Raw genomic sequence first — 21,911 nt, forward strand, 5'->3', positions numbered from 1 at the left:
GTCGGAACCGGTGGCACGCCGCCCGGCTTCTCAGCCGTCCTCCCCCGCGAGCCGGGAGTACGCGGCCTCCGCCCGACGGCCCGGTGCCGTGTCCTCGGGAGCGTGGGCGAAGAACCCGCCGGTCGTCCCGGTGTAGACGAGGCTCCCGCGCCGCAGCACGGTGACGTGGTCGGCCTCTTCGGCAAGGTCGGAGACGTCGTGCGTGGACAGCAGCACCCGTACGCCGGCTTCCGTGACCTGTTGCAGCAGGTCACGGAACACACGCCGCTGATGCGGGTCCATGCCTGCCGTCGGCTCGTCCAGGAGCAGCACCTCCGCCCGGTGCACGAGTGCCGCGGCGACTCCGGCCCGGCGCAGCTGACCGCCGGAGAGCTTGGTGGTCCTGGTGCCTGCGTGTTCCGTCAGGCCCACACGGTCCAGTGCCTCGGCAGCCTGTTCCCAGGCATCCCGCCGTGACATCCCCTTGAGCCAGCCGCTGTAGGCGACCTGCTCACGTGCGGTCAGGCCCCGCATGGCCGTCACCGTCTGCGGCATCAGGGCGACCGCCCGGCGAAAGGCCTGGGAGGCCGCGGGCGTTCCGTCGTACGTCACCGTCCCCGAGCGGGGGCGGGTGACGGACGCCGCCAGACGCAGCAGCGTCGACTTCCCCGCCCCGTTGGGCCCGAGCAGTACGGTCAGGCCGTTCGGCAGCTGGTAGCTGAAGTCGCGGAGCACCGGGGGCTGTCGGCGGTAGGCGAAGGTGCAGGCGGACAGTTCCAGGGTCATACGGATGTCCTTGACGAGCGGGCCAGTACGGAGAGTCCGGCTACGAACGCGAGCAGGGTGGCGGTGAGCGGGATCGGGGCGGCGGCGGAGTGGCCGACGACCGTCCAGACCGGCGGCGGCCCCGCGGACGGCAGACCGAAGAAGACGACCACGAACAGCCAGGCGGGAGCGGCCAGGACTGCGGCCTGCCCGGCCGGCGGGCGCAGGCACAGCACGATGCCCGCCAGGAACGCGGTGTCCCGTCCGGTCGCCACAGCTGCCGTGGAACCGGACAGCAGCGCGACGGCTGCCCCGACGCCCGACGCCACGGCGCACACCGCGACGGCCAGGGCGGTGTCTGCGACAGCTGTGGACCGCACCGCACTCGCTTCGGCCTCCGGAAGGCGGTTGTCCAGGCACCACACCAGCGTGGCGACCACCGGGACGGGCGTGAACAGCAGCAGGGGCACGGGCACGGTTCCCGCGGCGGGGAAGGACAGCAGCGGAACGCTCGTGCCCGCGTGGGACAGCGTGACCAGTGCGGTGAAGGCCGCCAGCGCGGGCACAAGTGCCCACAGCCGACGGGCTTTTCCCCACCAGATGATTCCGGTCCCCCTCACCGTCCCGCTCCGCATGCGAGCCGCAGCTCGTGCCGGTACCACTCGGGCTGCGAGGCGGCAGGGAGCCTTCTGGCCGCGCGGAACTCGGCCTCTGCCCGGTCCTGCACGGCCGCTTCCTCCGGGTCGCCCTGGCGTCGGCGGTCCAGGTCGGCCCGGAGCTCGCGGTCCGTGCCGGTGACCCGGGCCGCCCACAGCTGTGCTGCCATCAGGTGCCGCCTGCCCGGACGGGCGCAGGGCGGGGTGACGGCTTCCATCGCGACGACGTAGCGAGGTTGTCCGGCGCGCACCCCGGCCGTGAGGGAGGGCCGCCACGTGTCCGGAGTGGAGGGCCGGAAGCCGGCGGCCCTGCCTTGTGTGACGTCGTCCTCGACGAGGCGCGGCGCGAGCCGGACGCCGGCCTCGTCGAAGTCCTTCAGGACGCGCCGCACCGCCTGGTCGGCCGGCCGGAGACCGCCGCCCAGTGCCCGCGGGACACACACCCGGGGCGCGCTTCCGGAACAGACCTCGGGCGCTTGATCGGCCAGCAGAGGCGGGTCGTAGCCCCAGGAGTGCGTCATGGCGTACGCGGACGTGGTCCCGGCTGCGGCGAGACAGACGACAAGTCCGGTACGCAGCACCGCGTGGGGAATCCGCACCCAGCAGAGGGCGAGCGCGGCCGCGATGCTTCCGGTCAGCAACAGATGCGGCAGGAGTGCCCGGTATGTGGCGGCCTCCCCGAACATCAGGTCCGTCAGGAAGGCGCCGGACACGTGCCGCGGCCATGCGGTCTCGAAGGAGACGGGGAAGGAGACGGCGACCCACACCACGATCGCCATCACCGGCGCGGCGACCACCTTCGGCAGAAGACGTCCGACGGCGAACCCGATGACAGCGTGTGCCGCGCACAGCAGCAGGGCGAGCCATACGGGCCGCAGGCCCGTCTCCGTCGGCCGGACCCCGTGGTCGACCAGTGCCATGACCACGGGGACGAGTACGACGAGCCATCCGAGCAGGGTCACCGGCCAGAGCACCTCGGCGGCGACACGGAAGCGTGAGCGCGCGGGCGCGCGGTCACGCACCCCCCACTCCTTCAGCCGCCCGCTCTCCCACGCCGCCAACGCCGAGGTCACGGCATAGGCAAGGGCGTACGAGTAGTACAGCGGCGCGGAGATGACGACGGCCGCGTCGTCGAGAACGGGAGGGGCGGGCCTGCTGGCACCGGTGAGGTAGTAGAGAACCGGTATGGCGAGGCTGAACGGTGCAGCCCACAGGGCGCTGCTGGAGCGCAGCCGGGAACGGAATCGCACGCTCTTCTCCGGGCAGAGAGCAACTGGCATGGGGCGAGGCCGAGAACCTCGACTGTTGCCCTACTTCTTCGGGCGGATGCGCACCTGGTACACGTCCACCACCTTGGCTCCCTTGATCGAGCCGATTTGGAAGTAGTACTTGCCCTTGGGGAGTTTGTGCCACGTCCCGCGGCTGTAACTGGCCGGGTTCGTGTTCCGGAAGCACTTCGTGAAGGTCTTGGTACCGCGGTGGGGGTCCGGTTGCCACGCCTTGTCCTGACGCATCTTGACCTGGACGCTCCGCGCACCGCGCGGCCCGCAGCCGATGAACGTGATCTGTGAGAACTGCGAGTCGTTCCAGCGCCGGGATTCCATGCCGGGAGAGAAGTTCCTGATCGTGGTGACGATGTCGGCGGCGTGCGCCGGCAGCGTCATGGCCACCGTCAATGAGGCGGTGGCCCCACATATGAAAGCCGATCTGCGCTTGTTTCTCGTGGTCCGCACCATAGCCCCTCGTTGAAGGTTGGACTTCCGGATAAAAAGGGATGATCCCCCCGGATCGGCGATCACCGTATACGGCATGACCAACCATGATCAACTCTGAGTTGACGAACATCTGCTCCCGAAGTCGGCCGGGGGCGCGGCCCCGAACGCGAGCAGATCCGAGCAACCCGGGACCGGTGAGGAAGCCGGGGAAAACCCGTCGGCTGTGGGGGTGTGGGGTGCGGTATACGCTCGGCCGGTGACCTCGGGAAACCTTGTGGGAGAGACCAGGACGGCGCATCCGTCACAGCTGCGCCGGCTGCTGCGCCGTCCCGTGGTGGGCGATGTCGTGACGACGGTGGTGGCGGTCTGGCTCGCCGTGATCGAATCCGTCGACAATCCGCGACTCGGCCCGTTCGCGCCGTGGCTCAACCTCACGGTCGGGGTCGTGGTCGCCCTGACGCTGCTGGCCCGGCGGCGTGCGCCGGAGGTGGTGCTCGCGGTGTGCCTCGCCGCGCACGCCTTCCACCTCTCCGGGTTCTCCGTCTTCTTCGCCCTGTACGCCGAGGGCGCCTACCGGGGCCCTCGGCAGCGGCGCGTGGTCGCGCTCGCGGCGGTGGTCAGCCTCGCCACCCTCCTCGCGGAGAGCGGGTTCCTGTGGCGGCAACCCGAGCGGCTGCTGAGCCAGCAGAGCCTCGCCTTCGTGCTGGTGGTGCTGGTACCGCTGCTGTTCGGCATGTACGTGGGTGAGCGCCGTGCCGTGCTGCGGGCCTGGGTGGACCGGGCCGAACGGGCGGAGCGCGAGCAGACGTTGATCGCCGACGCGGCCGTGGCGGAGGAGCGGCGGCGGATCGCCGGCGAGATGCACGACGTGGTCTCCCACCAGGTGAGCCTGATGGTCGTGCACGCGAACGCGCTCCAGTACGTCGCCGAGGACCCGACCGCGGCGAAGGAGGCGTCGAACACCATCGCCGACGCCGGCCGGCAGGCCCTGAACGAACTGCGGGAGATGATCGGCGTGCTGCGCCGGCCGCAGAGCGAGGACGAGCGCCGGTCACCGGATGGGGTCGCCGCCGGACCGGGGACGGAAGCGGCGCCGGGCGCCGCGTCACAGTCCGCCTCCGCATCCGCTTCCACGTCCGCTTCCGCGCTCACGTCCGCGTCCACCTCGGCGGAACCGGGCGCTCCGGCGCCGCCGTCCGAGACCGAGGCGGTCCCCGGCCCGTCGGCCGGGAGCGGCGGCACCCGGCCCGCGCTGTCCCGGGTGCCCGAGCTGATCGCCTCCTCGCGCAGCGCCGGACTGCCCGTGGAGGCACGTACCACCGGCCAGGCGCGGTCGTTGCCGGACAGCACCGAGCGTGCCGCGTACCGGATCGTTCAAGAGGCGCTCACCAATGTGCACAAGCACGCGCCGGGCGCCGAGACGGAGGTCGCGGTGGTCTACCGCGACGAGACGGTGCGGGTCAGCGTGCGCAACGAGGCGCCGCCCGAGGAACGCGCCGGGCGGGGCACCGCCTCGGACGGGACGCCGCTGCTGCCCAGTGGCGGCCACGGGCTGATCGGCCTGCGGGAGCGCGTCCGGCTGGCGGGCGGCGGCATCGAGACGGGGCCGCGTCCCGGGGGCGGCTTCCTGGTGGTGGCGGAGCTGCCGGCGGCACCGGGCGCGGCCACCGCTGCCGGAACGGACACCGGCGGGGACGGCGGCGGCGACAGCGGCGACAGCGGCGACAGCGGCGACAGCGGCGACAGCGCGGAAGCGTAGGCCGGGGCGGGCGGTTCCGGTCGGCCCCCTGCCCGGCGCTCCCGTCCCGCCCGGAGTGCGCCCCCGTCCCCGCCCGAGGAGCGACTCCCGTCCCACTCGGAGTGCGGTCGGCCCGGTATGCGGCGGGGAACGGCGGAGCCCTCCCCGGGCGGCGGCCGGATCCAGGTACGGGCCCACCACCGGTGGTTGCGGTGCAGGCGCGCGGGAGAGGGGCGGAGCAGGACGCTCGGTCCGGCGCTCCTGCCCTGCCCCGGGTGTGCTCAGCCCGGCAGCCCGCCGGCGAACGGCAGGGTCCGCCAGTGGTCGACGGCCGGGCGCAAGTAGTCCTCCAGGACCGGCAGTTGGGGTGCGAGGGTGAGGGTGGCGACGGCTCGCAGCATGCCGACGGCGTTCACGAAGCGGAGGACGTCCGGGTTCAGCGGGCGGATGCCGTGGCGGCGCGCCCCGCGGTCGTAGGCGGCTTCGAGTTCGGGTCCGAGCGCGGCCAGGTCCCACTCGACGGGCCCGTAGGTGACCAGTTCGAAGTCGGCGTAGCGGTCCCCGTCCACACCGGCGAAGATGTTCGCGGGCGGGGAGTCGCCGTGGACGGGCTGGAGGCCGACGCCCGGGAACGCCTCTTCGAAGGCGGCGCGGGAGCGCACGAGGGGCGCCAGGACGCGCCATTCGCGCCGGGCACGGTCCACATCGGCCGGGGTGAGCAGGCCGGGGCTCTCGTCGAGCAGCGCGAGGCTGTCCTCGACGAACTCCGGTTCGGCAGCGGACAGGAACGACAGCGGGCCCGGATAGTCGCGCATCGCGGCGTGCAGCCCGGCGGTGCTTTCGGCGTTCGCCGCGTAGTCGGGCTCCCTGTCCCGGTCCTCCTCGACGTACTGCCAGAACGTCATCGAGAACCCGTCCCGCCGCACCGGCTCCCTCGGCACGAGCGGACTGGGCGGGAGGACGGGCGTGCCGCGGTCGGCGAGCCACTGTGCGACGTCCAGTTCCGTCCGCTGGCGGCTCGACTGCACGGCGGGGTCGGTGGAGCGCGGCAGGACGGTGGGGACGCGGGCCACGACCGGTGCGGGCGCCAGGTGCACGACGACGGAGAACAGGTCGTGCAGCACCCTGGCGTCCGTCACGGTGAGCCCGAGCGCGCGGCCCGCTCCGACGGCCGCGTCGACGGCGGCGGAACGGCGGGCACGCTGCTGTGGCGGTACGGAGGCGGAATCGGTCACGAGTCCGATCGTTCCACGGCCCACGGCAGCACAGGAAACCGTTTCCGGGCCGCGCCCGGAGCCGCTGTCCGACCGGGACGGGGGACCGCGCGGGCCGGGCCGTGTCGCCCGGACGGGTGAGCCGGGGCGGTGGGCCGTCCCCGGCGGTGGTCCCGTGGAGTGGGGCCCCGGGTGGACGGCGGCACCGCCCGGAGGCGGCTCCGGGCCCGGCGGGCGGCGGACCGGAGACCGGAATGGAACCCCTGATCGCACTCGTCGTCGGATTCGTCGGCGCACTGCTGGCGGGCGTGGCCGGTGTGGACGCGCTGCACGGCTGGCAGGAGGCCCTGCGGGTGGGCCTCGCGCTGATGTTCGTCGTCACCGGCGTCTCACACTTCCATCCGGCGACCCGGGGCCAACTGGTCGCGATGGTGCCGCCCCGGATGCCCCGCCCCGGCCTCCTCGTCTCGGTCACGGGCGTACTCGAACTCGCGGGCGCGGCCGGGCTGTTGATCCCGGCGACGCAGCGGGCGGCGGCCCTGTGCCTGACCCTGCTGATGCTCGCGCTGTTCCCGGCGAACATCTCCGCGGCCCGCCGCCGCGTGGCACAGGGCGACCCGCTGGGCCCCCGCTCCCTGTTCCAGCTCCTCTACATCTCCGCGGCGGTGCTCACCCTCGTGTGACCGCTCGGCACGCCCCTGCCGATTCCTTGTCCATCTGCCCGCGCCCGCGCCCGCGCCCGTGTCCGTGCCCGGTCCCGCCCGGTCGTGGCGCGGTGCGGTGCGCTCCGGAGCCTGCTGCGGTGCGCTCGGGGAGGGGCAGCGGGAGCGGCGGCCCCGCCGCGCTGTTGGCGGGGCCGCTCCCTTCCGTCCACACGCAGCCAGCAGCGCGGATACGGATGCCACGAGTCTCGCAGCGGCCACCGACATCGGCCCCGGGCGCACGCCCCCGGCTCGTGGCACACGCTCACCGCGCGCCCGGCCTCCCGGGGCCGGACACCAGGCGGTGCAGCGCGGCCCACTGGCCGGCGGTGAGCGAGCCCGGCAGGGCCGTCGGCCGTATGCCCTGGTCACGGAGCCAGGAGCGGAGCGCCGTGCGGGGCGGACGGCGGGCCGCGCGCGCCACGATCTCCTCGACGCCCCGGCCGGGGCCGGTGAAGATCCGCCGGACGAACTCCTGGTACTCGGCGCGCTCGTCCGGCTCCAGGAGCGGCACCGGGCGCCGGGTCAGGGTGAACAGCCCGCCGTCGACGCCCGGTCGGGGCCGGAAGGCGGCAGCCGGTACCCGCTCGACGAGCCGGAAGGTGAACCACGGCCACCACTGCGCGGTCATCATCGTCGCCCCGCCGACCCCGGCCCGGCGCCGGGCGACCTCCCACTGGGTGAGCAGCACGGCGTCGGTCCAGCCGGGGGCACGCAGCAGCCGGCGCAGCACGGCCGTCGTCAGATGGAACGGGAGGTTGCCGACGACGACGTGCGGGGCGCGCGGCAGTGCGTAGCGGAGGAAGTCGGCGTGCACGACGGTCGTGGACGGTCCGGTCGTGCGCCGCAGCCGGGCCGCACGGCGGCCGTCGATCTCGATCCCGGTGAGGGGGCGGCCGAGTTCTTCGAGGGGCAGCGTGAGGGCTCCGTCGCCGGTCCCGATCTCGAAGACGGGGCCGTGCGTCGCGGCGACGAGTCCGACGATCCGGCCGATGGTGTCCGGGTCGACGAGAAAGTTCTGGCCCGTCTCGTGCCGGCCGCCCGGCTGCGGGGGCGGCGGCCCGGCGGACGCGGGCCCGGGACGTTCGTCGCGAGGACCGCGGGAGGGCTGCGGACGCGAAGTGCGGTGTGTGCGCCGCGGGTTGTCACGACGGCCGGGGCTGCGGCCCGCCCGTCGCCCCTGCCCCGACTGCCCCTGCCGATCCGGCCGATGCCGCTGTTCTTGCCGCCCCGACTGCCCCTGCCGATCCTGCTGCCCCGGCTGTTCCGACCGCTCCGGCTGCCCCCGCTGCTGCCGTTCCTGCCGTTCCGGCCGGCCTTGCCGCCCCGGGCGTTCCTGCCGCTCCGGCTGACCCTGCTGCTTCTGCCGCTCCTGCGGCCCCGGGAGTTCCGGCCGTTCCGGCTGATCCTGCCGTTCCGGTCGGGTCCGTCGTTCCGGCCGGCCCCGCCGACCCCGTCGGTCGGGCAGCCGGTCGTCAGGGCTGTACCGGTTGTCGTCGCTGTACCTGTCGTTGTGGTTGTGCTTGTCGTGGTGAGAGTGCCTGGGCACGAGAACTCCGCGGCTTCGTGGGAAGCCGGGCAGCACCAGCCGGCCGCCCGGCGCGGGACGCGCTGGAGCGGCGGAACGTCTCGGTGCGAGGGTCCGCCGCTAGGGGCGGCGCAGCCGGGTCATCGGCGCGCAGGCCGCACAGGCCGCGCAGGCCGCGAAGGAGGCACACATGGGGCGGAAGCCTAGACGGCGGGCGTCGGGTGGCCAACCGGGTTTCCCCGGTCTCGCCGGTGCGGGCCCGGGCACGACGAAGGGCGCGGCCTGACGAAGTGCCCGGGCACGACGAAGGGCGCGGGCCGGGGGAAGACGGCGGCCGCGCCCTTCGTGTCCGGGCTTCGCGCCCGTTCGGTGGTCTCTGCTCAGCTCATCCGGTGCTCAGCTCACCCGGAGCTCAGCTCACCCGGTGCTCAGCCCACTCGGCGCTCGGTGCACCCAGCGCTCGGCTCATTCGGCGTCCGGGGAGACCTCGCCCGTGGCCGGGCCCGCGGTGTCCTGGGGCTCGGCGGGCCGGTCGCTGATCAGCGGGCGGGTGCTCATGGCCGTGGAGTGCAGCGGCCGGGCGGTGGCCTGCCGGGAGTCGGACGGCTGCCGGGCCTGCTTCAGCATTCCGGCGACCAGCCGGTCCACGGGCGAGCCCTGCTCCTCGGCGTCGACGGGGGCTCCGGTGGACCGCCCCGGCGCCTCCTGGCCCGTGCGGTCGGCCGCGTTCACCCGGTCGGCCAGTGAGTCGTCGGCGGGGCGGGGCCCGGGGGCCGTGGCGCCCTGGCGGTCGCCGTGGTCGTGGCCCGGGCAGGCGGCTGCCGTGCCGGCTCCGGCGAGGAGCGCGGTGGCGGCCAGCGCGGCGGCTGCGAGAGCGGTGCGCTTGCGCATGCGGTGTGCCTTTCGTTTCGGTCGTTCCGGTCGGTCTGGTCGGTCTGGTTGTTCCGATCGCTCCCGGTGGCCCCGGGCGCTTCGGTGCGTGTCCGCACGCGGACGGGCCGGACGCGGAGGAGGGGGTGGGCGCGTGCCCGGCGGCGGACACGTGCCGGATTGCCCACGGCCCACCGCGCACATTCCGGGCGGCTGGGCGCTTCACCCGATAGACGCTCGCCCGAACGCGAGGCGGCGCTCCCGGCGCGCGCGGGCGCGTCCGTGGCCGGGGCGAACGCGCCGGATCCCGGGTCGCGCGGGCGGTGCCGACGGAGGGTTCGGCCGCTTCGCCGCGCACCGGATGCACACGGTTCGCGCCGGGCGCACGCTGGGAACATGACCCCTCCGATCGTGGTGCACCCGCCGTCGCAGTCCGGGGGACGGCGGGTCACGGCGCACACCGAGAGCCTCGGGACCGCGCACCGGCCCGAGGACGTGGTGGAGTTCCTGCGCCGCGCCGGGCTGGAGCCGTCGGAGATCCAGCTGGACGACCCGAACCTCATCGAGTGGCGCGGCGGCGGCCCGGACGTGTGGGAGTGAGCCCCGGGCGCGGCACGGGCCGCCACCTGCCGGTCGGCGGGCCGCCACAGGCAGTTGAGGACGAAGGGGACACTCCGGGCATAGGGCCTCCGCCCGGTGCGAGGCGGGTGTGTGGTGCGTCCGAGTGGCGGAGTACCGTCGGGTGAGCCCACGGGCCGCGAAGTGAGGAGCCTGATCACCCATGCCGCCACTGCCGTCAACGCCGTCCACCCCGGCCGCCTCGTCAGCGCCTTCGGCGACCGGCGCCCCCGAGCGCCGCACCGAACTGGTCGAGGACCTGATGGAGCGCTTCCCCCACATCCCCAGGGAGGCCGTGCTCAAGGAAGACCTGCTCCGCGGCGGGATCGCGTTCGACGACTCGGCCCTCAGCGGCAACGAGGACGGCGACGTCAAGCCGAAGTCCTACTTCATCTTCTCCTTCGACCACCGCACCCTCCCCGAGCTGGGCGAGGCCGCGCTGCGCCGGCCCCCGGAGGAGATCGTGCTGACCGGCGGCCCCTACGAGCTGCGCCGCACCGTCGTCTCCGTCCGGGTCAACCCCGACGCCCCCTACCGGGTGCAGGCGGGCGAGGACGGCTCGCTCGGGCTGTATCTGGACGGGCGGCGCATCGCCGACGTCGGCCTGCCGCCCATGCCGGACTACTACCGGCACACGCTCGCCAACGGGAAGTCCGTGATGGAGGTGGCGCCCACCATCCAGTGGGGCTACCTGATCTATCTGACCGTCTTCCGGGTGTGCCAGTACTTCGGCGCCAAGGAGGAGTGCCAGTACTGCGACATCAACCACAACTGGCGCCAGCACAAGGCGGCGGGGCGGCCCTACACCGGCGTGAAGCCCGTCGAGGAGGTGCTGGAGGCGCTGGAGATCATCTCCCAGCACGACACCCTCGGCGCCTCGCGGGCCTACACCCTCACCGGCGGCTCGATCACCTCGCAGGTGCAGGGCAAGGACGAGGCCGACTTCTACGGCCAGTACGCGAAGGCCATCGAGGAGCGCTTCCCCGGCCGCTGGACGGGCAAGGTCGTCGCGCAGGCGCTGCCCAAGGAGGACGTGCAGCGGTTCCACGACTACGGGATCCGCATCTACCACCCCAACTTCGAGGTGTGGGACAAGCGGCTGTTCGAGCTGTACTGCCCCGGCAAGGAGCGCTACGTCGGCCGCGAGGAGTGGCACCGCCGGATCCTGGACTCCGCCGAGGTCTTCGGCGCCCGCAACGTCATCCCGAACTTCGTCGCCGGTGTGGAGATGGCCGAGCCGTTCGGCTTCGGGACGGTGGACGAGGCCATCGCCTCCACCACCGAGGGCCTGGACTTCTTCATGTCGCACGGGATCACCCCGCGCTTCACCACCTGGTGCCCCGAGCCGACCACCCCGCTGGGCAAGTCGAACCCGCTCGGCGCCCCGCTGGAGTACCACATCCGGCTGCTGGACGCCTACCGCGCGGCGATGCAGCGCCACGGCCTGTCCTCGCCCCCCGGGTACGGCCCGGCGGGCGCCGGCCGCGCCGTCTTCTCGGTCAGCTCCTTCATGGACACGCTGCCGCCCGAGGAGGGCTCGCCCGTCTCCTGACCCGCCTGTGAGCTGGCGGTTCGCCGCCCGCCGATGAGTTCTCGTGCCGGCTCCGGTCCCTTCCTCGGAGAAGGAACCGGAGCCGGTTCCACGACACTGTCGAGGAGACGAGAACCATGGCGCAGCTGACCCTCACCACCTTTCTCACGCTCGACGGCGTGATGCAGGGGCCGGGCGGGCCGGAGGAGGACCCGCGCGACGGCTTCGACCTCGGCGGCTGGCTGGTGCCGTACGCCGACGAGGGCATGGCCCGCCATGTGGCCACCTGGTTCGGGCGCGCCGGCGCCTTCCTGCTGGGCCGGGTGACGTACGAGATCTTCCAGGCGTACTGGCCGCAGGTGTCCGCCGAGGAGGACCCGGTCGTCGCCGGACGCCTCAACTCGCTTCCCAAGTACGTCGCCTCCACGACGCTTCAGCAGCCGCAGTGGGAGCACACCACCGTGCTGGAGGGGGACACCGTCGAGGCCGTCCACCGGCTCAAGGAGCAGCCCGGCGACGAGATCCAGATCCACGGCAGCGGCGCGCTCGCCCGGTCGCTGATGGCGCACGACGGCCTGATCGACGTCTACCGGCTGCTGGTCTACCCGGTCGTCCTGGGCCGTGGCCGTCGGCTGTTCCCGGAGGGCGCCGTCCCCACGGCGCTGCGCCTGGTCGAGTCCGACACCACTCCCGCCGGTGTGGCCGTGCACACCTATGTGCCCGAGGGGCGGCCGGTGTTCGGCTCGGTGTGACGGCCCGCCGGCCCTCTTCCGCCGGCCGCGGCCGGGAAATACCGCTTGCCCTCCGGGCGTTGCACGGCTGAGGCTCGTCATGTGCGGGTGCTGCCCCGGTGGGTGTCCGCCGCCGGCTGCACGCCTCGGGCAACCCGCGCGATCCGCATCCCGTCCCCCTTTCCGGTGGGCGCCGGGAACGGGCACGGGCCGCGTGGAGCGGAGCGCGTCCCGACGGGGAATGCTGCGGATCGGACGAGGTGCGGGGCGCGTCGCCCTGGGCGGGAGTGCGGGTATGACGGGCAGTGCGCGCGGCGCGGGCCGCAGAGCCGCGGCAGGCGGGCCGCGGCCCGAGCGGGCCCGCAGGGCCGGCGCCGACGCCGCGTGGCAGGCGCTCGCCGCGAGCCTGGACGGGCTGCTGCTGCGGCCCGGCGAGAAGGAGTACACCGCGGCACGCAAGCTGTTCAATCCGCGGTTCGACGCGGTGCGCCCGGCGGCCGTCGCCTACTGCGCGGGCCCGGGCGATGTCGCCGAGTGTCTCGCGTTCGCCCGGCGGCACGGCACGCCGGTGGCGATACGCAGCGGCGGGCACTCCTACGCCGGCTGGTCCTCGGGCAGGGACAGGCTCGTCATCGACGTGCAGAAGATGGACGACGTGACGGGCAGCGGGCGCAGCGCCACCGTCGGCGCCGGGGCCAAACTCATCGACGTGTACGCCGGGTTGAGCGGCCACAAGCGCACCATCCCGGCGGGCACCTGCCCCACCGTGGGGGTCTCGGGGCTCGCGCTGGGCGGCGGTGTCGGTGTCGTCGCCCGCGCCTACGGGCTCACCAGCGACAGCGTGACGGCGGCGCGCGTCGTGACCGCCGACGGCAGGCTGCGCGAGGTGTCGGAGGACGCCGACGCGGATCTGTTCTGGGCGCTGCGCGGCGCCGGCGGCGGCAACTTCGGCGTCGTCACCTCTCTGGAGTTCCGCACCCATGTGGCGCCCTCCTGCCAGACCTTCTTCCTGTCCTGGCCGTGGTCGAGGGCCGCCGCCGTGGTCCGCGAGTGGCAGCGCTGGGCACCGATGGCGCCGGAGGAGATCTGGGCCCATCTGCATCTGTCGGCCCCCGCCGGCGGGCGGCCCGGCAGCGTCCGCATGGGCGGCCTGTCGCTGGGTGCGCGCCGCGAGGTCGAGAACCACCTCGACCGGCTCGCCGGCCGCGTCGGCGCCCCCGCCTCGGACCACTCCCTGCGGCGCCACTCGTATCTGGACGCCATGAAGACCATGGGCGGGGTCTCCGGCTGGACGCTGAACCAGGCGCACCAGGCCGGTACGCTGCCCGGCCGCCGCAAGCGCGGCAAGGTCGCCCGCGAGTGCTACGCGGCGCGCAGCGACTTCTACACCCGCTCCCTGCCGCCGGACGGCATCCGGGCGCTGCTCGCCCGGGTGGAGCGGCTGGCCTCGCTGCGCGGCGGAGGTGCCGGGACGGTGGCGCTGGACGCGCTCGGCGGCGCGGTGAACCGGCCCCGCCCCGATGCGACGGCCTTCGTGCACCGCTCGGCGCGGTTCCTCGCCCAGTACCTCGTCTCCTGGCCGGACGGCGCCCCCGCCGGGACGGTCACCGCGCACCGCGACTGGCTCAACACCACCCATGCGACGATGCGCCCCTGGGCCAGCGGCTTCGCCTACCAGAACTACGCCGACCCCGCCCTGCGGGACTGGCGGCACGCCTACTACGGCCCCAACGCCGAACGCCTCGCCAAGGTGAAGCACGCCTACGACCCCGACCGGCTGTTCTCCTTCCCCCAGGCCCTGTGAGCTGCCGGAGGCCCGTGCCCTCCCGGGCCGTGCGCCCCGCGCCGGGCCGTACCCTGGCGTGCGCACCGTCAGCCCGCCGTATCCGAGGAGAACCACCGTGCTCGTGCTGTTGCCGCCGTCCGAGGGGAAGGCCGAAGGCGGGCAGGGCCGCCCGCTGGACCTGGGCGCCCTCTCGCTGCCCGGGCTGACCGGGGCGCGCGAGCGGGTGCTCGACGAACTGGTCGAGCTGTGCGCCGGGGATCCGCTGCACAACGAGAAGGCCCGCGAGGTGCTGGGGCTGAGCGAAGGGCTGCGCGGTGAGCTGGCGAAGAACGCACAGCTGCGCACGGCGCCCGCCCGGCCCGCCGGTGAGATCTACACGGGTGTGCTCTACGACGCGCTCGGGCTCGCGACGCTCTCCCCCGCGGCGCGGAAGCGCGCGGCCCGGTCGCTGCTGGTCTTCTCCGCGCTGTGGGGCGCGGTCGGCGTCGAGGACCGCATTCCCTCCTACCGGCTGTCGGGCGGGGTGAAGCTGCCCGGCGCCGGGCCGCTCGGTGCCTACTGGCGCGGGCCGCTGGAGTCGGTGCTGCCGCAGGCGGCGGACGGCGGGCTGGTGCTGGATCTGCGGTCCTCCGCGTACGCGGCCATGTGGAAGCCGAAGGGGGAGGTCGCCGCGCGGACGGCGACGGTCCGGGTCCTCCAGGCGAAGACGGTCGACGGGGTGGAGAAGCGGACGGTCGTCAGCCACTTCAACAAGGCCACGAAGGGGCGGGTCGTGCGGGCGCTGCTGGAGGCCGGGGCCGAGCCGTCCGGCCCCGGCGAACTGGCGGACGTCCTGCGGGAGTTGGGCTGGACCGTGGAGAGCGGTCCCGGCAAGTCGGGCACGACGGGCCTGGACATCGTCGTCCGGGACCTGTGAGGGGCGAGCCGCCCCGCTGCCCACCGCCCCACCAGCGGTTGCAGCATGCGCAACGAGTGTTGCGGGGAGTGGCCCTGCTGGGGAGGATGAGGGCATGAGTTCCTCCGTGCTGGCCCTCGCCCCCGTCGTCCCCGTCGTCGTACTGGAGGACGCGAGCGACGCGGCACCGCTGGCCCGGGCCCTGGTCGCCGGCGGGCTGCCGGCCATCGAGGTCACCCTGCGCACCCCCGCGGCGCCCGAGGCGATCCGGGCCATCGCACGGGAGGTGCCGGAGGCCGTCGTCGGCGCGGGCACGGTGACGGGCGCCGAACAGGCCCGCACGGCCGCGGAGGCGGGCGCCCGGTTCCTGGTCAGCCCGGGCTGGACACCGACGCTGCTGGCGGCCATGCGGGAGACGGGGCTGCCGTTCCTGCCGGGCGTCTCGACCACCTCGGAGGTGGTGGCGCTGCTCGAACAGGGCGTCACGGAGATGAAGTTCTTCCCCGCCGAGGCGGCCGGCGGCACCGCCTACCTCAAGTCCCTGGCCTCTCCCCTGCCGCAGGCCCGGTTCTGTCCGACCGGCGGCGTCGGCGTGCACAACGCGGCGGACTATCTGGCGCTGCCCAACGTCGGCTGCGTGGGCGGCACCTGGATGCTTCCGCAGGACGCGCTGGCCGCCCGGGACTGGGAGCGGATACGCGCCCTGGCCGCCGAGGCCGCGACGCTCGGCGGTCGCTGACCCGGCGCGGCCCGCCCACCGGGTCGCGGTCGCGCGGGCGTTCCGTCGGCGCAGCCGGCCGACGGACGGTCAGCGCAGGTGCGCGGTCTCGTTGAGCAGGCGCAGCGAGGCGTTGCCGTCGGCGTAGTAGGCGACGGCGCTCAGCGAGGCGGCCGACAGCTCCATCCGGAACAGGGCCTCCGGCGGCGCCCCGAGGGCGAGCCGTACCAGCGTCTTGACCGGTGTGACGTGCGTGACCAGCACGACGGTGCGTCCCGCGTACCGGGCGAGCAGTCGGTCCCTGGCCACCGTGACGCGCCGGGCCACCTCCTCGAACGACTCGCCACCGCCGGTCGGCCGCGCCGTCGTGGAGCCGAGCCAGGCGGTGAGGTCGTCGGGGTGGCGCTCGCGCACCTCGGCGAAGGTGAGCCCCTCCCAGGCCCCGAAGTCGCACTCGCGCAGCCCGTCCTCGGTGTGCACGCTCAGGCCGAGGCGGTCGGCGACGGCCTGCGCGGTCTCCCGGCAGCGGCGCAGCGGTGAGGAGACGACGGCCTGCACGGTGCCGCGGGCCGCGAGCGCCTCGGCCACGGCGGCGGCCTGCTCGCGGCCGGCGGCGGACAGCCCCGGGTCGGAGCCGCCGCTGCCGGAGAACCGCTTCTCGGGTGTGAGCGGCGTCTCGCCGTGCCGCAGCAGAACGAAGGTGGAGGGGGTGCCCATGTCGGGCCCCCAGCCGGCGCGGGCGGAGGGCGTGGCGGTGCGGGCCCCGGGCTCGCCCCGCGGCTGCGGCTCGGCCGGCGGCTGGACCGCCCCACCCGCCGGCTCCCCGCCCGGGCCGGACGCCGTGGGGGCCGCGCCCTCGGGCGCCACGGCCGCGGCACCGGCCACTGCTTCCGGACCGGCTGCTTCCGGTGTGCCGGTCACCCCGGCCGGAGCGGCGTCCAACTCCGCGCGGGACGTGGCCGGTTCCCACTGGCCGCCGTTCTTCCCGGCGTCCATGGCCTCGTTGGCGAGACCGTCGGCGTGCTTGTTCCGCTCGCGCGGGATCCACTCGTAGCTGACGGCGCCCTCGGGGAAGACGCCGCCCGCCTCCAGCGCGAGCGGCCGCATCCCCGGGTGCTTGATCTTCCAGCGTCCGCTCATCTGCTCGACGACGAGCTTGGAGTCCATCCGCACCAGCACCGCGGCGTCCGGGTCCAGTTCGTACGCGGCACGCAGGCCGGCGAGCAGACCGCGGTACTCGGCCACGTTGTTGGTGGCGTGCCCGATGAACCCCGCCGTCTCCCGCAGCGTCTCACCGGACGCGCCGTCCTTGACGACGGCGCCGTAACCGGCCGGCCCCGGATTGCCGCGGGAGCCGCCGTCGGCCTCGACGATCAAGGTACGGCGGGTGCTCACAGACCGGACTCCGGCGTCCGCACCAGGATGCGGCGGCAGTTCTCGCAGCGCACGACGGCGTCGGCGGGGGCCTCCCGCACCTCGTTCAGCTCGGTGATGTTCAGCTCCAGACGGCAGCCCTCGCAGCGCCGCTGGTACAGCCGGGCGGCACCGACACCGCCCTCGCGCTCGCGGATCTTGCCGTAGAGGGTGAGCAGCGCCTCGGGCACGGCGGCGGCGAGGGTCTCGCGCTCCTTGCGGACACCGGCCTCCTCGCTGTCCAGCTCGGCGACGGCGGCGTCCCGGCGGGCCGTGGCGTCCTCGACCTTGGCGGCCACCGAGTCGACCCGCTCGGAGAGTTCGGCCGCACGCCCCTGCGCGGCCTCGCGGCGCTCCATGACCTCCAGGACGACGTCCTCCAGATCGCCCTGGCGCTTGGCGAGGGAGGCGATCTCGCTCTGGAGGTTCTCCAGGTCCTTGGGGTTGGTGACGGCCCCCGAGTCCAGCCGCTTCTGGTCCCGGGCGGCGCGCTGACGGACCTGGTCGACGTCCTGTTCGGCCTTCGTCTGCTCGCGTGCGGTGTCGCTCTCCTCGGTCTGCGCGGCCACCAGGAGGTCGCGCAGCTGGGCCAGATCGGCCTCCAGCCGCTGGATCTCCTCGTGCTCGGGCAGGGTCTTGCGCTTGTGCGCGAGCTGCGTCAGGCGCGTGTCGAGGGCCTGGACGTCGAGCAGGCGGATCTGATCGGCGGGCGCGGCGTTCAGTTGGGGGCTCCCGGGGTGTCGTGGGCGGGGTCGGTGGACGGGCCGGCCGGCTGCACCGGCGCCGAAGGGGCGTGCGCTGTCCACGGATCGGTGACCGTCCGCGAGACATCGGTGCGCAGATCCCAGCCGTGCCGCTCGGCGACGGCGTCGAGTTGGGCGGCCGCCTGCTCGCACCACGGCCACTCGGTGGCGAAGTGCGCGGCGTCCAGCAGCGCCAGCGGCGAGTGCTCGCGGGCCTCCGACGCCGGATGGTGCCGCAGATCGGCCGTGAGATAGGCGTCGACGCCCGCGGCGCGCACGGCGTCGAAGAGGCTGTCGCCGGAGCCGCCGCACACGGCGACGGTCCGCACCGGCCGGTCGGGCTCGCCGGCGACACGGATGCCCTGCGCGGTGACCGGCAGCCGCCGGGCCGCCTGCTGGGCGAACTCCGCGAGCGGAAGGGCGGGTTCGAGCGCGCAGATCCGGCCCAGCCCGCGCCGGCCCGCCGGATCCGTGCCGTCCGGCACCAGCGGGCCGGTCACCCGCAGGCCCAGCGCCGAGGCCAGCGCGTCGGAGACGCCCGGGTCGGCGGTGTCGGCGTTGGTGTGGGCGACGTGCAGGGCGATGCCGTTCCTGATCAGCGTGTGGACGACCCGGCCCTTGAAGGTGTCGGCCGCGACCGTCGTCGTCCCGCGCAGATACAGCGGATGGTGGGTGACGAGCAGATCGGCACCGGTGCGGACCGCCTCGTCGGCGATCTCCTGCACGGGGTCGACGGCGAACAGGACACGGCCGACGCGCGCCTCGGGGTTCGGTACGTCTCCGCAGACGGTGCCGACGGCGTCCCACTGCTCGGCGCGCTCACGCGGCCACAGGGCGTCGAGGGCGGCGAGGACTTCGGAGAGCGTGGGCTGAGCGGACACGCGGGCAAGGCTACCTGCCCATCGCGGACGGGGGTCCGGCCCCGTGCCCCTCCTTGTTCTTCGGCTCTCCGCCCGGAGCGGGTCGCCCTTCAAGCGGAGAGAAGAAGGAGCCGTCACGCTGGGTAGCGGGGCGAGTGGGGTACGGGGACACCCGTATGCGTGAACCCCTGCAACTCCCGGTGTCCGCCAGGAAGTACGCCCCCTAGCTTCGTCACCGGAGGTGACCGAAGCATGACCGCGAGTGCCACGCATCCACCGTCTCCGACCTCGGGACACCACATCCCGACCGACAGCTTCACGGTCGCGGCGGACGGCTCGTACGCCGCCAGGCTGAGCACACATCCGGCCTCCGGCGTCTGGTTCCCGGAACGCTGGACCCTGACCGGCCCGGAGCCGTACGCCGTCCCGCTCCCCGTCGAACAGCCGGAGGACGCCGGCAGCCAGGTGCTGCCCCTGGCGGACGGCCGGGTGCTGATCGCCCGGCGGGCGGGCACGGGCTGGCGCCTCTCCCTGCTGTACCCCTCGTTGAACCCGTCCCGCGATCCGGAGCGCCCGTCGGGCCGTTCCGGACCGGACACCGGCGAGGTGCCGCTGGGCTCGGTGGAGTGCCGGCTGCTGCGGCTGCTGCCCCCGGCCCCGTGCGGCTTCCGCGCCTTCGCACTCGTCCCGGACGAGGACGAACGTTCCGCCACGGTCTGGCTCGTGGCGGGCAGCGCCTCCGGTGTCCCGCAGCCGGTCGCCCGCGTCCGGGGCCGGTGTTCGGGCGGCTGCTGGCTGGATCGCGAGGGGCGGCTGCTGGCGCTGGACCGGGCCGGTGCGGACGGCGGCCCGGTGAAGACGGTGGTGGTCGATCTGGGCGCGGGCGGCGAGGTCTCCCCGCTGCTACAGATCGGCGAGGACAGCAACGACCGGCTGCTGATGGCCGATCCGGACAGCGGGCTGCTGCTCGTCCGCTCCGACGCACCGGGCGGCGACCGGCTCGGCTGGGGCGTGCTGGGCAGCCACCGCCCGGTCCGCTTCCCGGAGGCGCTGCGTCCGGCCGCGACCCGGCTGACGCCGATCGCCGTCCAGCCCGGCCAGACGCTGCTGCCCGAGCGGTGTGCGGTGGCCTTCCGGGTGGACGCGCCGGGCGAGCACACCTGGCTGGCCGTGTGGCGGCCGGGGCTCAGGGAGTTGCGGCACGTCGCGGGGCCGCCGGGGTGGCTGACGGGCAAGGCCCTGTGGACGGCCGACGGCGAGTTGCAGGTGCCCTGTTCGACGGCGCACACCGCGTGCAGCCTGGCGCGGATGCGCGCGCCCCTGCCGGACGAGGAAGACCTCACGCCGGCCCCGGCTGCCCCGCCGGGCTCCGCATCCGTCGGTTCCGCATCCGTCGGCTCCGCCGGCCCGGCGCCGCACCGGGTCCGGCCCGGCGTCCCGGGGCCGGGCGGGCCGACCCCGGGAACAGAGGGGCCGGAGGGGCCGAGAGGCGCAGGATCGCCGGGGTCGCCGGGGTCGCCGGGGAACCCGTGGCTGCCGCAGTTGTCCGCCGCCGTCCCGGACTCCCCGTCCGGCCTCTCCGCTCTCTCCGATCTCTCCGGCCGCTCCGGCCTCTCCCCTCTCCCCGACCACGCGGGCCTCTCCGGCCTCCCGGACCTCCGGGGACTGTCCGGTGCCTTGTCCGGCGGCCGTCCCGGTGCCTTCTCCGGAGACTTTCCCGGGGCCTTCCCCGGGGACTTCCCGGCCGCCCGTCTTCCGGACGGCGGTGCGGGGTACGGCGGCCCGCCGGACGGTCGGGACGTCACGGCTGCGCAACATCACGGTCACGGTGCAGCGCCGTCCGGATCGCGGGCCTCCGGGACCGTGGCGGCCGCCGCGCCGGCCGCCACCGGCCCGTTGCCCGGTGTACCGGGGGCGACGCCGAAACCGGTGCCGCTCCAACAGGCCCCGCTGGCCGGCGGAACCGTCTGATCCGGGGCGTGAAACGGTGTGATCGGCCGACTGCCGCCTCGCTAAACTCCGCCGGGTACGACGGCAGCGAGAGTCAACGGAGTCACGAATCCGATGTCCGACACCCAGACCGACACGCCCAGCGACGAGCAGACGGCCGGCGAGGGAACACAGGGGGGCAGGCACCGCGGGAGGGCCGCCGTCGCCGAGGAGCAGGTGACCGTTCCGGGGCACGGCCGCCATCGGCGCCCCGGGCCGGAGAGCGGGCACGCGGGCGGGGACGCCTCCTCGCACGCGGCCTGACGGCCGGCACCCGGCCGGGGCCGACGGCCGTCCCGCCAGCGGCACCCGCCGCACCCCGAACGGCCCGAGCGGCCCGGGCGATCGCACCCGGGCCGCTCGCCCTTTCCCCAGGCTTCCGCACGTTGCCGAGGCCCCCGGTCCCCGGTCCCCGCCGCAGGTTCCAACGGTTTCGGCGGCTTCCGCGATTTCCGCGGTTTCCGGCCGGTGGCCCTCAGCCCTTCTTGAGGGCGAGGATCTCCGTCGCCGCGAAGTTCCCCGAGTGCTCGGCGAACCAGGGAGTGAGCCCGGCGTCGAGCTCCTCGACGCTGAAGGTCTCCCCCTCGGACGCGAACTGCGCGGCGACCGCCGGGCGTTCGAGCACCGCCACCATCCCGCCGTGCACCACGAACACCTGCCCGTTGACCTTCGCGGCGGCGGGCGAGGCCAGATAGCCGACCAGCGGAGCGACGTGCTCGGGCGCCAGCGGGTCCAGCCCTTCCGGCGGCGCCTCGAAGCCCTGGAAGACGTCCTCGGTCATCCGGGTGCGGGCGCGGGGGCAGATGGCGTTCACCGTCACCCCGTACTTGCCGAGGGCACCGGCGCAGGACGTGGTCAGGCCCACGATGCCGCCCTTGGCCGCCGCGTAGTTGGGCTGGCCCGGCGACCCGGCGACGAACGCCTCCGAGGAGGTGTTGACGATCCGGCCGTGCACGGGGCCGCCGGTGCGTTTCGACTCCTCCCGCCAGTGGGCCGCGGCGAACCGGATGGTGTTGAAGTGGCCCCTGAGATGGACCTTGATGACGGAGTCCCACTCCTCCTCGGACATCGAGAAGACCATCCGGTCGCGCAGGATCCCCGCGTTGTTGACGAGGACGTCGAGCGAGCCGTAGGTCTCCAGCGCGAGCCGTACCAGGGCCTGTGCCTGGGCGAAGTCGGACACGTCGCCGTGGTGGGCGACGGCCTCGCCGCCGGCCGCACGGATCTCCTCCGCCACCTGCTCGGCCGGGGCGGCGGAGGGCTCACCGTCCCCGCCACGGCCGGGCTGCCCGTAGTCGTTGACGACCACGCGGGCGCCCGCACGGGCCAGTTGGAGCGCCTCGACCCGCCCCAGGCCGCGCCCCGCGCCGGTGACGACGGCGGTCCTGCCTTCCAGGGAGACGGTGCTGCTGCCTTCCAGGGCCATGGGGGTCCTTCCGCTGGGTTCCGGGAGTTCCACTG

General features: G+C 74.4%; 20 protein-coding genes and 1 pseudogene. 10 read left to right on the top strand and 11 right to left on the bottom strand.

Going from position 1 to position 21,911, the window contains the following annotated elements:
* Positions 1-30: 30 nt before the first annotated feature.
* From SCA03_RS13415 to SCA03_RS13430, 4 genes are read right to left on the bottom strand one after another with little or no spacing between them, the layout of a single operon-like run.
* Positions 31-765: an ABC transporter ATP-binding protein gene (locus SCA03_RS13415; protein WP_030880139.1), complete on the bottom strand. Its 735-nt coding sequence runs from the start codon at positions 763-765 to the stop codon at positions 31-33.
* Positions 762-1,364: a hypothetical protein gene (locus SCA03_RS13420; RefSeq protein ID WP_141275391.1), complete on the bottom strand. Its 603-nt coding sequence runs from the start codon at positions 1,362-1,364 to the stop codon at positions 762-764. The genes SCA03_RS13415 and SCA03_RS13420 overlap by 4 nt, the downstream gene beginning before the upstream one ends.
* On the bottom strand, positions 1,361-2,650 hold the full coding sequence (locus tag SCA03_RS13425) for a hypothetical protein (protein WP_086816481.1): 1,290 nt from the start codon (positions 2,648-2,650) through the stop codon (positions 1,361-1,363). Before SCA03_RS13425 ends, SCA03_RS13420 begins: the two co-directional genes overlap by 4 nt.
* Before the next feature lie 60 nt (positions 2,651-2,710).
* Positions 2,711-3,076, bottom strand: coding sequence for a hypothetical protein (locus SCA03_RS13430; protein ID WP_141275392.1), 366 nt, complete (start codon positions 3,074-3,076; stop codon positions 2,711-2,713).
* Positions 3,077-3,371: 295 nt separating this feature from the next.
* Between SCA03_RS13430 and SCA03_RS13435 the strand changes: the two genes are divergently transcribed.
* Entirely contained in the window at positions 3,372-4,874 is a 1,503-nt protein-coding gene (locus SCA03_RS13435) for a sensor histidine kinase (protein ID WP_230988637.1), read from the top strand.
* A gap of 260 nt (positions 4,875-5,134) precedes the next feature.
* On the opposite strand, the gene SCA03_RS13440 is transcribed toward SCA03_RS13435, so the two are convergent.
* Positions 5,135-6,088, bottom strand: a complete 954-nt coding sequence (locus SCA03_RS13440) for a phosphotransferase (RefSeq protein WP_086817832.1) — start codon at positions 6,086-6,088, stop codon at positions 5,135-5,137.
* 233 nt (positions 6,089-6,321) lie between these two features.
* On the opposite strand from SCA03_RS13440, the gene SCA03_RS13445 reads away from it, so the two are divergent.
* Positions 6,322-6,750 carry a DoxX family protein gene (locus SCA03_RS13445; RefSeq protein ID WP_086817830.1) on the top strand — a complete coding sequence of 143 codons (429 nt, stop codon included), beginning with the start codon at positions 6,322-6,324 and terminating at the stop codon, positions 6,748-6,750.
* A gap of 283 nt (positions 6,751-7,033) precedes the next feature.
* Here SCA03_RS13445 and erm read toward each other — a convergent pair.
* Positions 7,034-7,807, bottom strand: a pseudogene (gene erm, locus SCA03_RS37220) (23S ribosomal RNA methyltransferase Erm); the annotation flags it as partial.
* Between the two features lie 954 nt (positions 7,808-8,761).
* Positions 8,762-9,187, bottom strand: a complete 426-nt coding sequence (locus SCA03_RS13455) for a hypothetical protein (RefSeq protein WP_086817829.1) — start codon at positions 9,185-9,187, stop codon at positions 8,762-8,764.
* Positions 9,188-9,562: 375 nt separating this feature from the next.
* Here SCA03_RS13455 and SCA03_RS13460 point away from each other — a divergent pair, with 375 nt between their 5' ends.
* From SCA03_RS13460 to eda, 6 genes are all read left to right on the top strand, one after another.
* Positions 9,563-9,766, top strand: a complete 204-nt coding sequence (locus SCA03_RS13460; RefSeq protein WP_086817828.1) for a hypothetical protein — start codon at positions 9,563-9,565, stop codon at positions 9,764-9,766.
* A 280-nt stretch (positions 9,767-10,046) separates the two neighbouring features.
* Complete coding sequence (locus tag SCA03_RS13465) at positions 10,047-11,336, top strand: radical SAM protein (RefSeq protein ID WP_037851665.1); 1,290 nt, start codon at positions 10,047-10,049, stop codon at positions 11,334-11,336.
* 116 nt (positions 11,337-11,452) lie between these two features.
* Positions 11,453-12,067: a dihydrofolate reductase family protein gene (locus SCA03_RS13470; protein WP_086817827.1), complete on the top strand. Its 615-nt coding sequence runs from the start codon at positions 11,453-11,455 to the stop codon at positions 12,065-12,067.
* Between the two features lie 274 nt (positions 12,068-12,341).
* Positions 12,342-13,850: an FAD-binding oxidoreductase gene (locus SCA03_RS13475; RefSeq protein WP_230988639.1), complete on the top strand. Its 1,509-nt coding sequence runs from the start codon at positions 12,342-12,344 to the stop codon at positions 13,848-13,850.
* A gap of 97 nt (positions 13,851-13,947) precedes the next feature.
* Entirely contained in the window at positions 13,948-14,748 is an 801-nt protein-coding gene (yaaA, locus tag SCA03_RS13480; RefSeq protein ID WP_030880169.1) for a peroxide stress protein YaaA, read from the top strand.
* A 94-nt stretch (positions 14,749-14,842) separates the two neighbouring features.
* On the top strand, positions 14,843-15,466 hold the full coding sequence (gene eda, locus SCA03_RS13485; protein WP_086817825.1) for a bifunctional 4-hydroxy-2-oxoglutarate aldolase/2-dehydro-3-deoxy-phosphogluconate aldolase: 624 nt from the start codon (positions 14,843-14,845) through the stop codon (positions 15,464-15,466).
* Positions 15,467-15,535: 69 nt separating this feature from the next.
* On the opposite strand, the gene SCA03_RS13490 is transcribed toward eda, so the two are convergent.
* The 3 genes from SCA03_RS13490 to SCA03_RS13500 are packed head-to-tail and all read right to left on the bottom strand — an operon-like array spanning position 15,536 to position 18,482.
* The gene (locus SCA03_RS13490) at positions 15,536-16,840 is read right to left on the bottom strand and encodes a bifunctional RNase H/acid phosphatase (protein ID WP_086817824.1); all 1,305 of its coding nucleotides are present in this window, start codon (positions 16,838-16,840) and stop codon (positions 15,536-15,538) included.
* Positions 16,837-17,580, bottom strand: a complete 744-nt coding sequence (locus SCA03_RS13495) for a zinc ribbon domain-containing protein (RefSeq protein ID WP_201453877.1) — start codon at positions 17,578-17,580, stop codon at positions 16,837-16,839. Before SCA03_RS13495 ends, SCA03_RS13490 begins: the two co-directional genes overlap by 4 nt.
* Positions 17,577-18,482, bottom strand: a complete 906-nt coding sequence (locus tag SCA03_RS13500) for a Nif3-like dinuclear metal center hexameric protein (protein WP_030892939.1) — start codon at positions 18,480-18,482, stop codon at positions 17,577-17,579. The genes SCA03_RS13495 and SCA03_RS13500 overlap by 4 nt, the downstream gene beginning before the upstream one ends.
* Before the next feature lie 231 nt (positions 18,483-18,713).
* Here SCA03_RS13500 and SCA03_RS35515 point away from each other — a divergent pair, with 231 nt between their 5' ends.
* Positions 18,714-20,432, top strand: a complete 1,719-nt coding sequence (locus tag SCA03_RS35515) for a hypothetical protein (RefSeq protein ID WP_174864493.1) — start codon at positions 18,714-18,716, stop codon at positions 20,430-20,432.
* Positions 20,433-20,525: 93 nt separating this feature from the next.
* Entirely contained in the window at positions 20,526-20,714 is a 189-nt protein-coding gene (locus SCA03_RS13510) for a hypothetical protein (protein ID WP_037865967.1), read from the top strand.
* A 211-nt stretch (positions 20,715-20,925) separates the two neighbouring features.
* On the opposite strand, the gene SCA03_RS13515 is transcribed toward SCA03_RS13510, so the two are convergent.
* Entirely contained in the window at positions 20,926-21,876 is a 951-nt protein-coding gene (locus SCA03_RS13515; protein ID WP_086817822.1) for a 3-oxoacyl-ACP reductase, read from the bottom strand.
* Positions 21,877-21,911: the final 35 nt, after the last annotated feature.

Origin of the sequence: Streptomyces cacaoi (genome assembly GCF_006539165.1) — a bacterium.
Taxonomy (GTDB): Bacteria; Actinomycetota; Actinomycetes; order Streptomycetales; family Streptomycetaceae; genus Streptomyces; species Streptomyces cacaoi.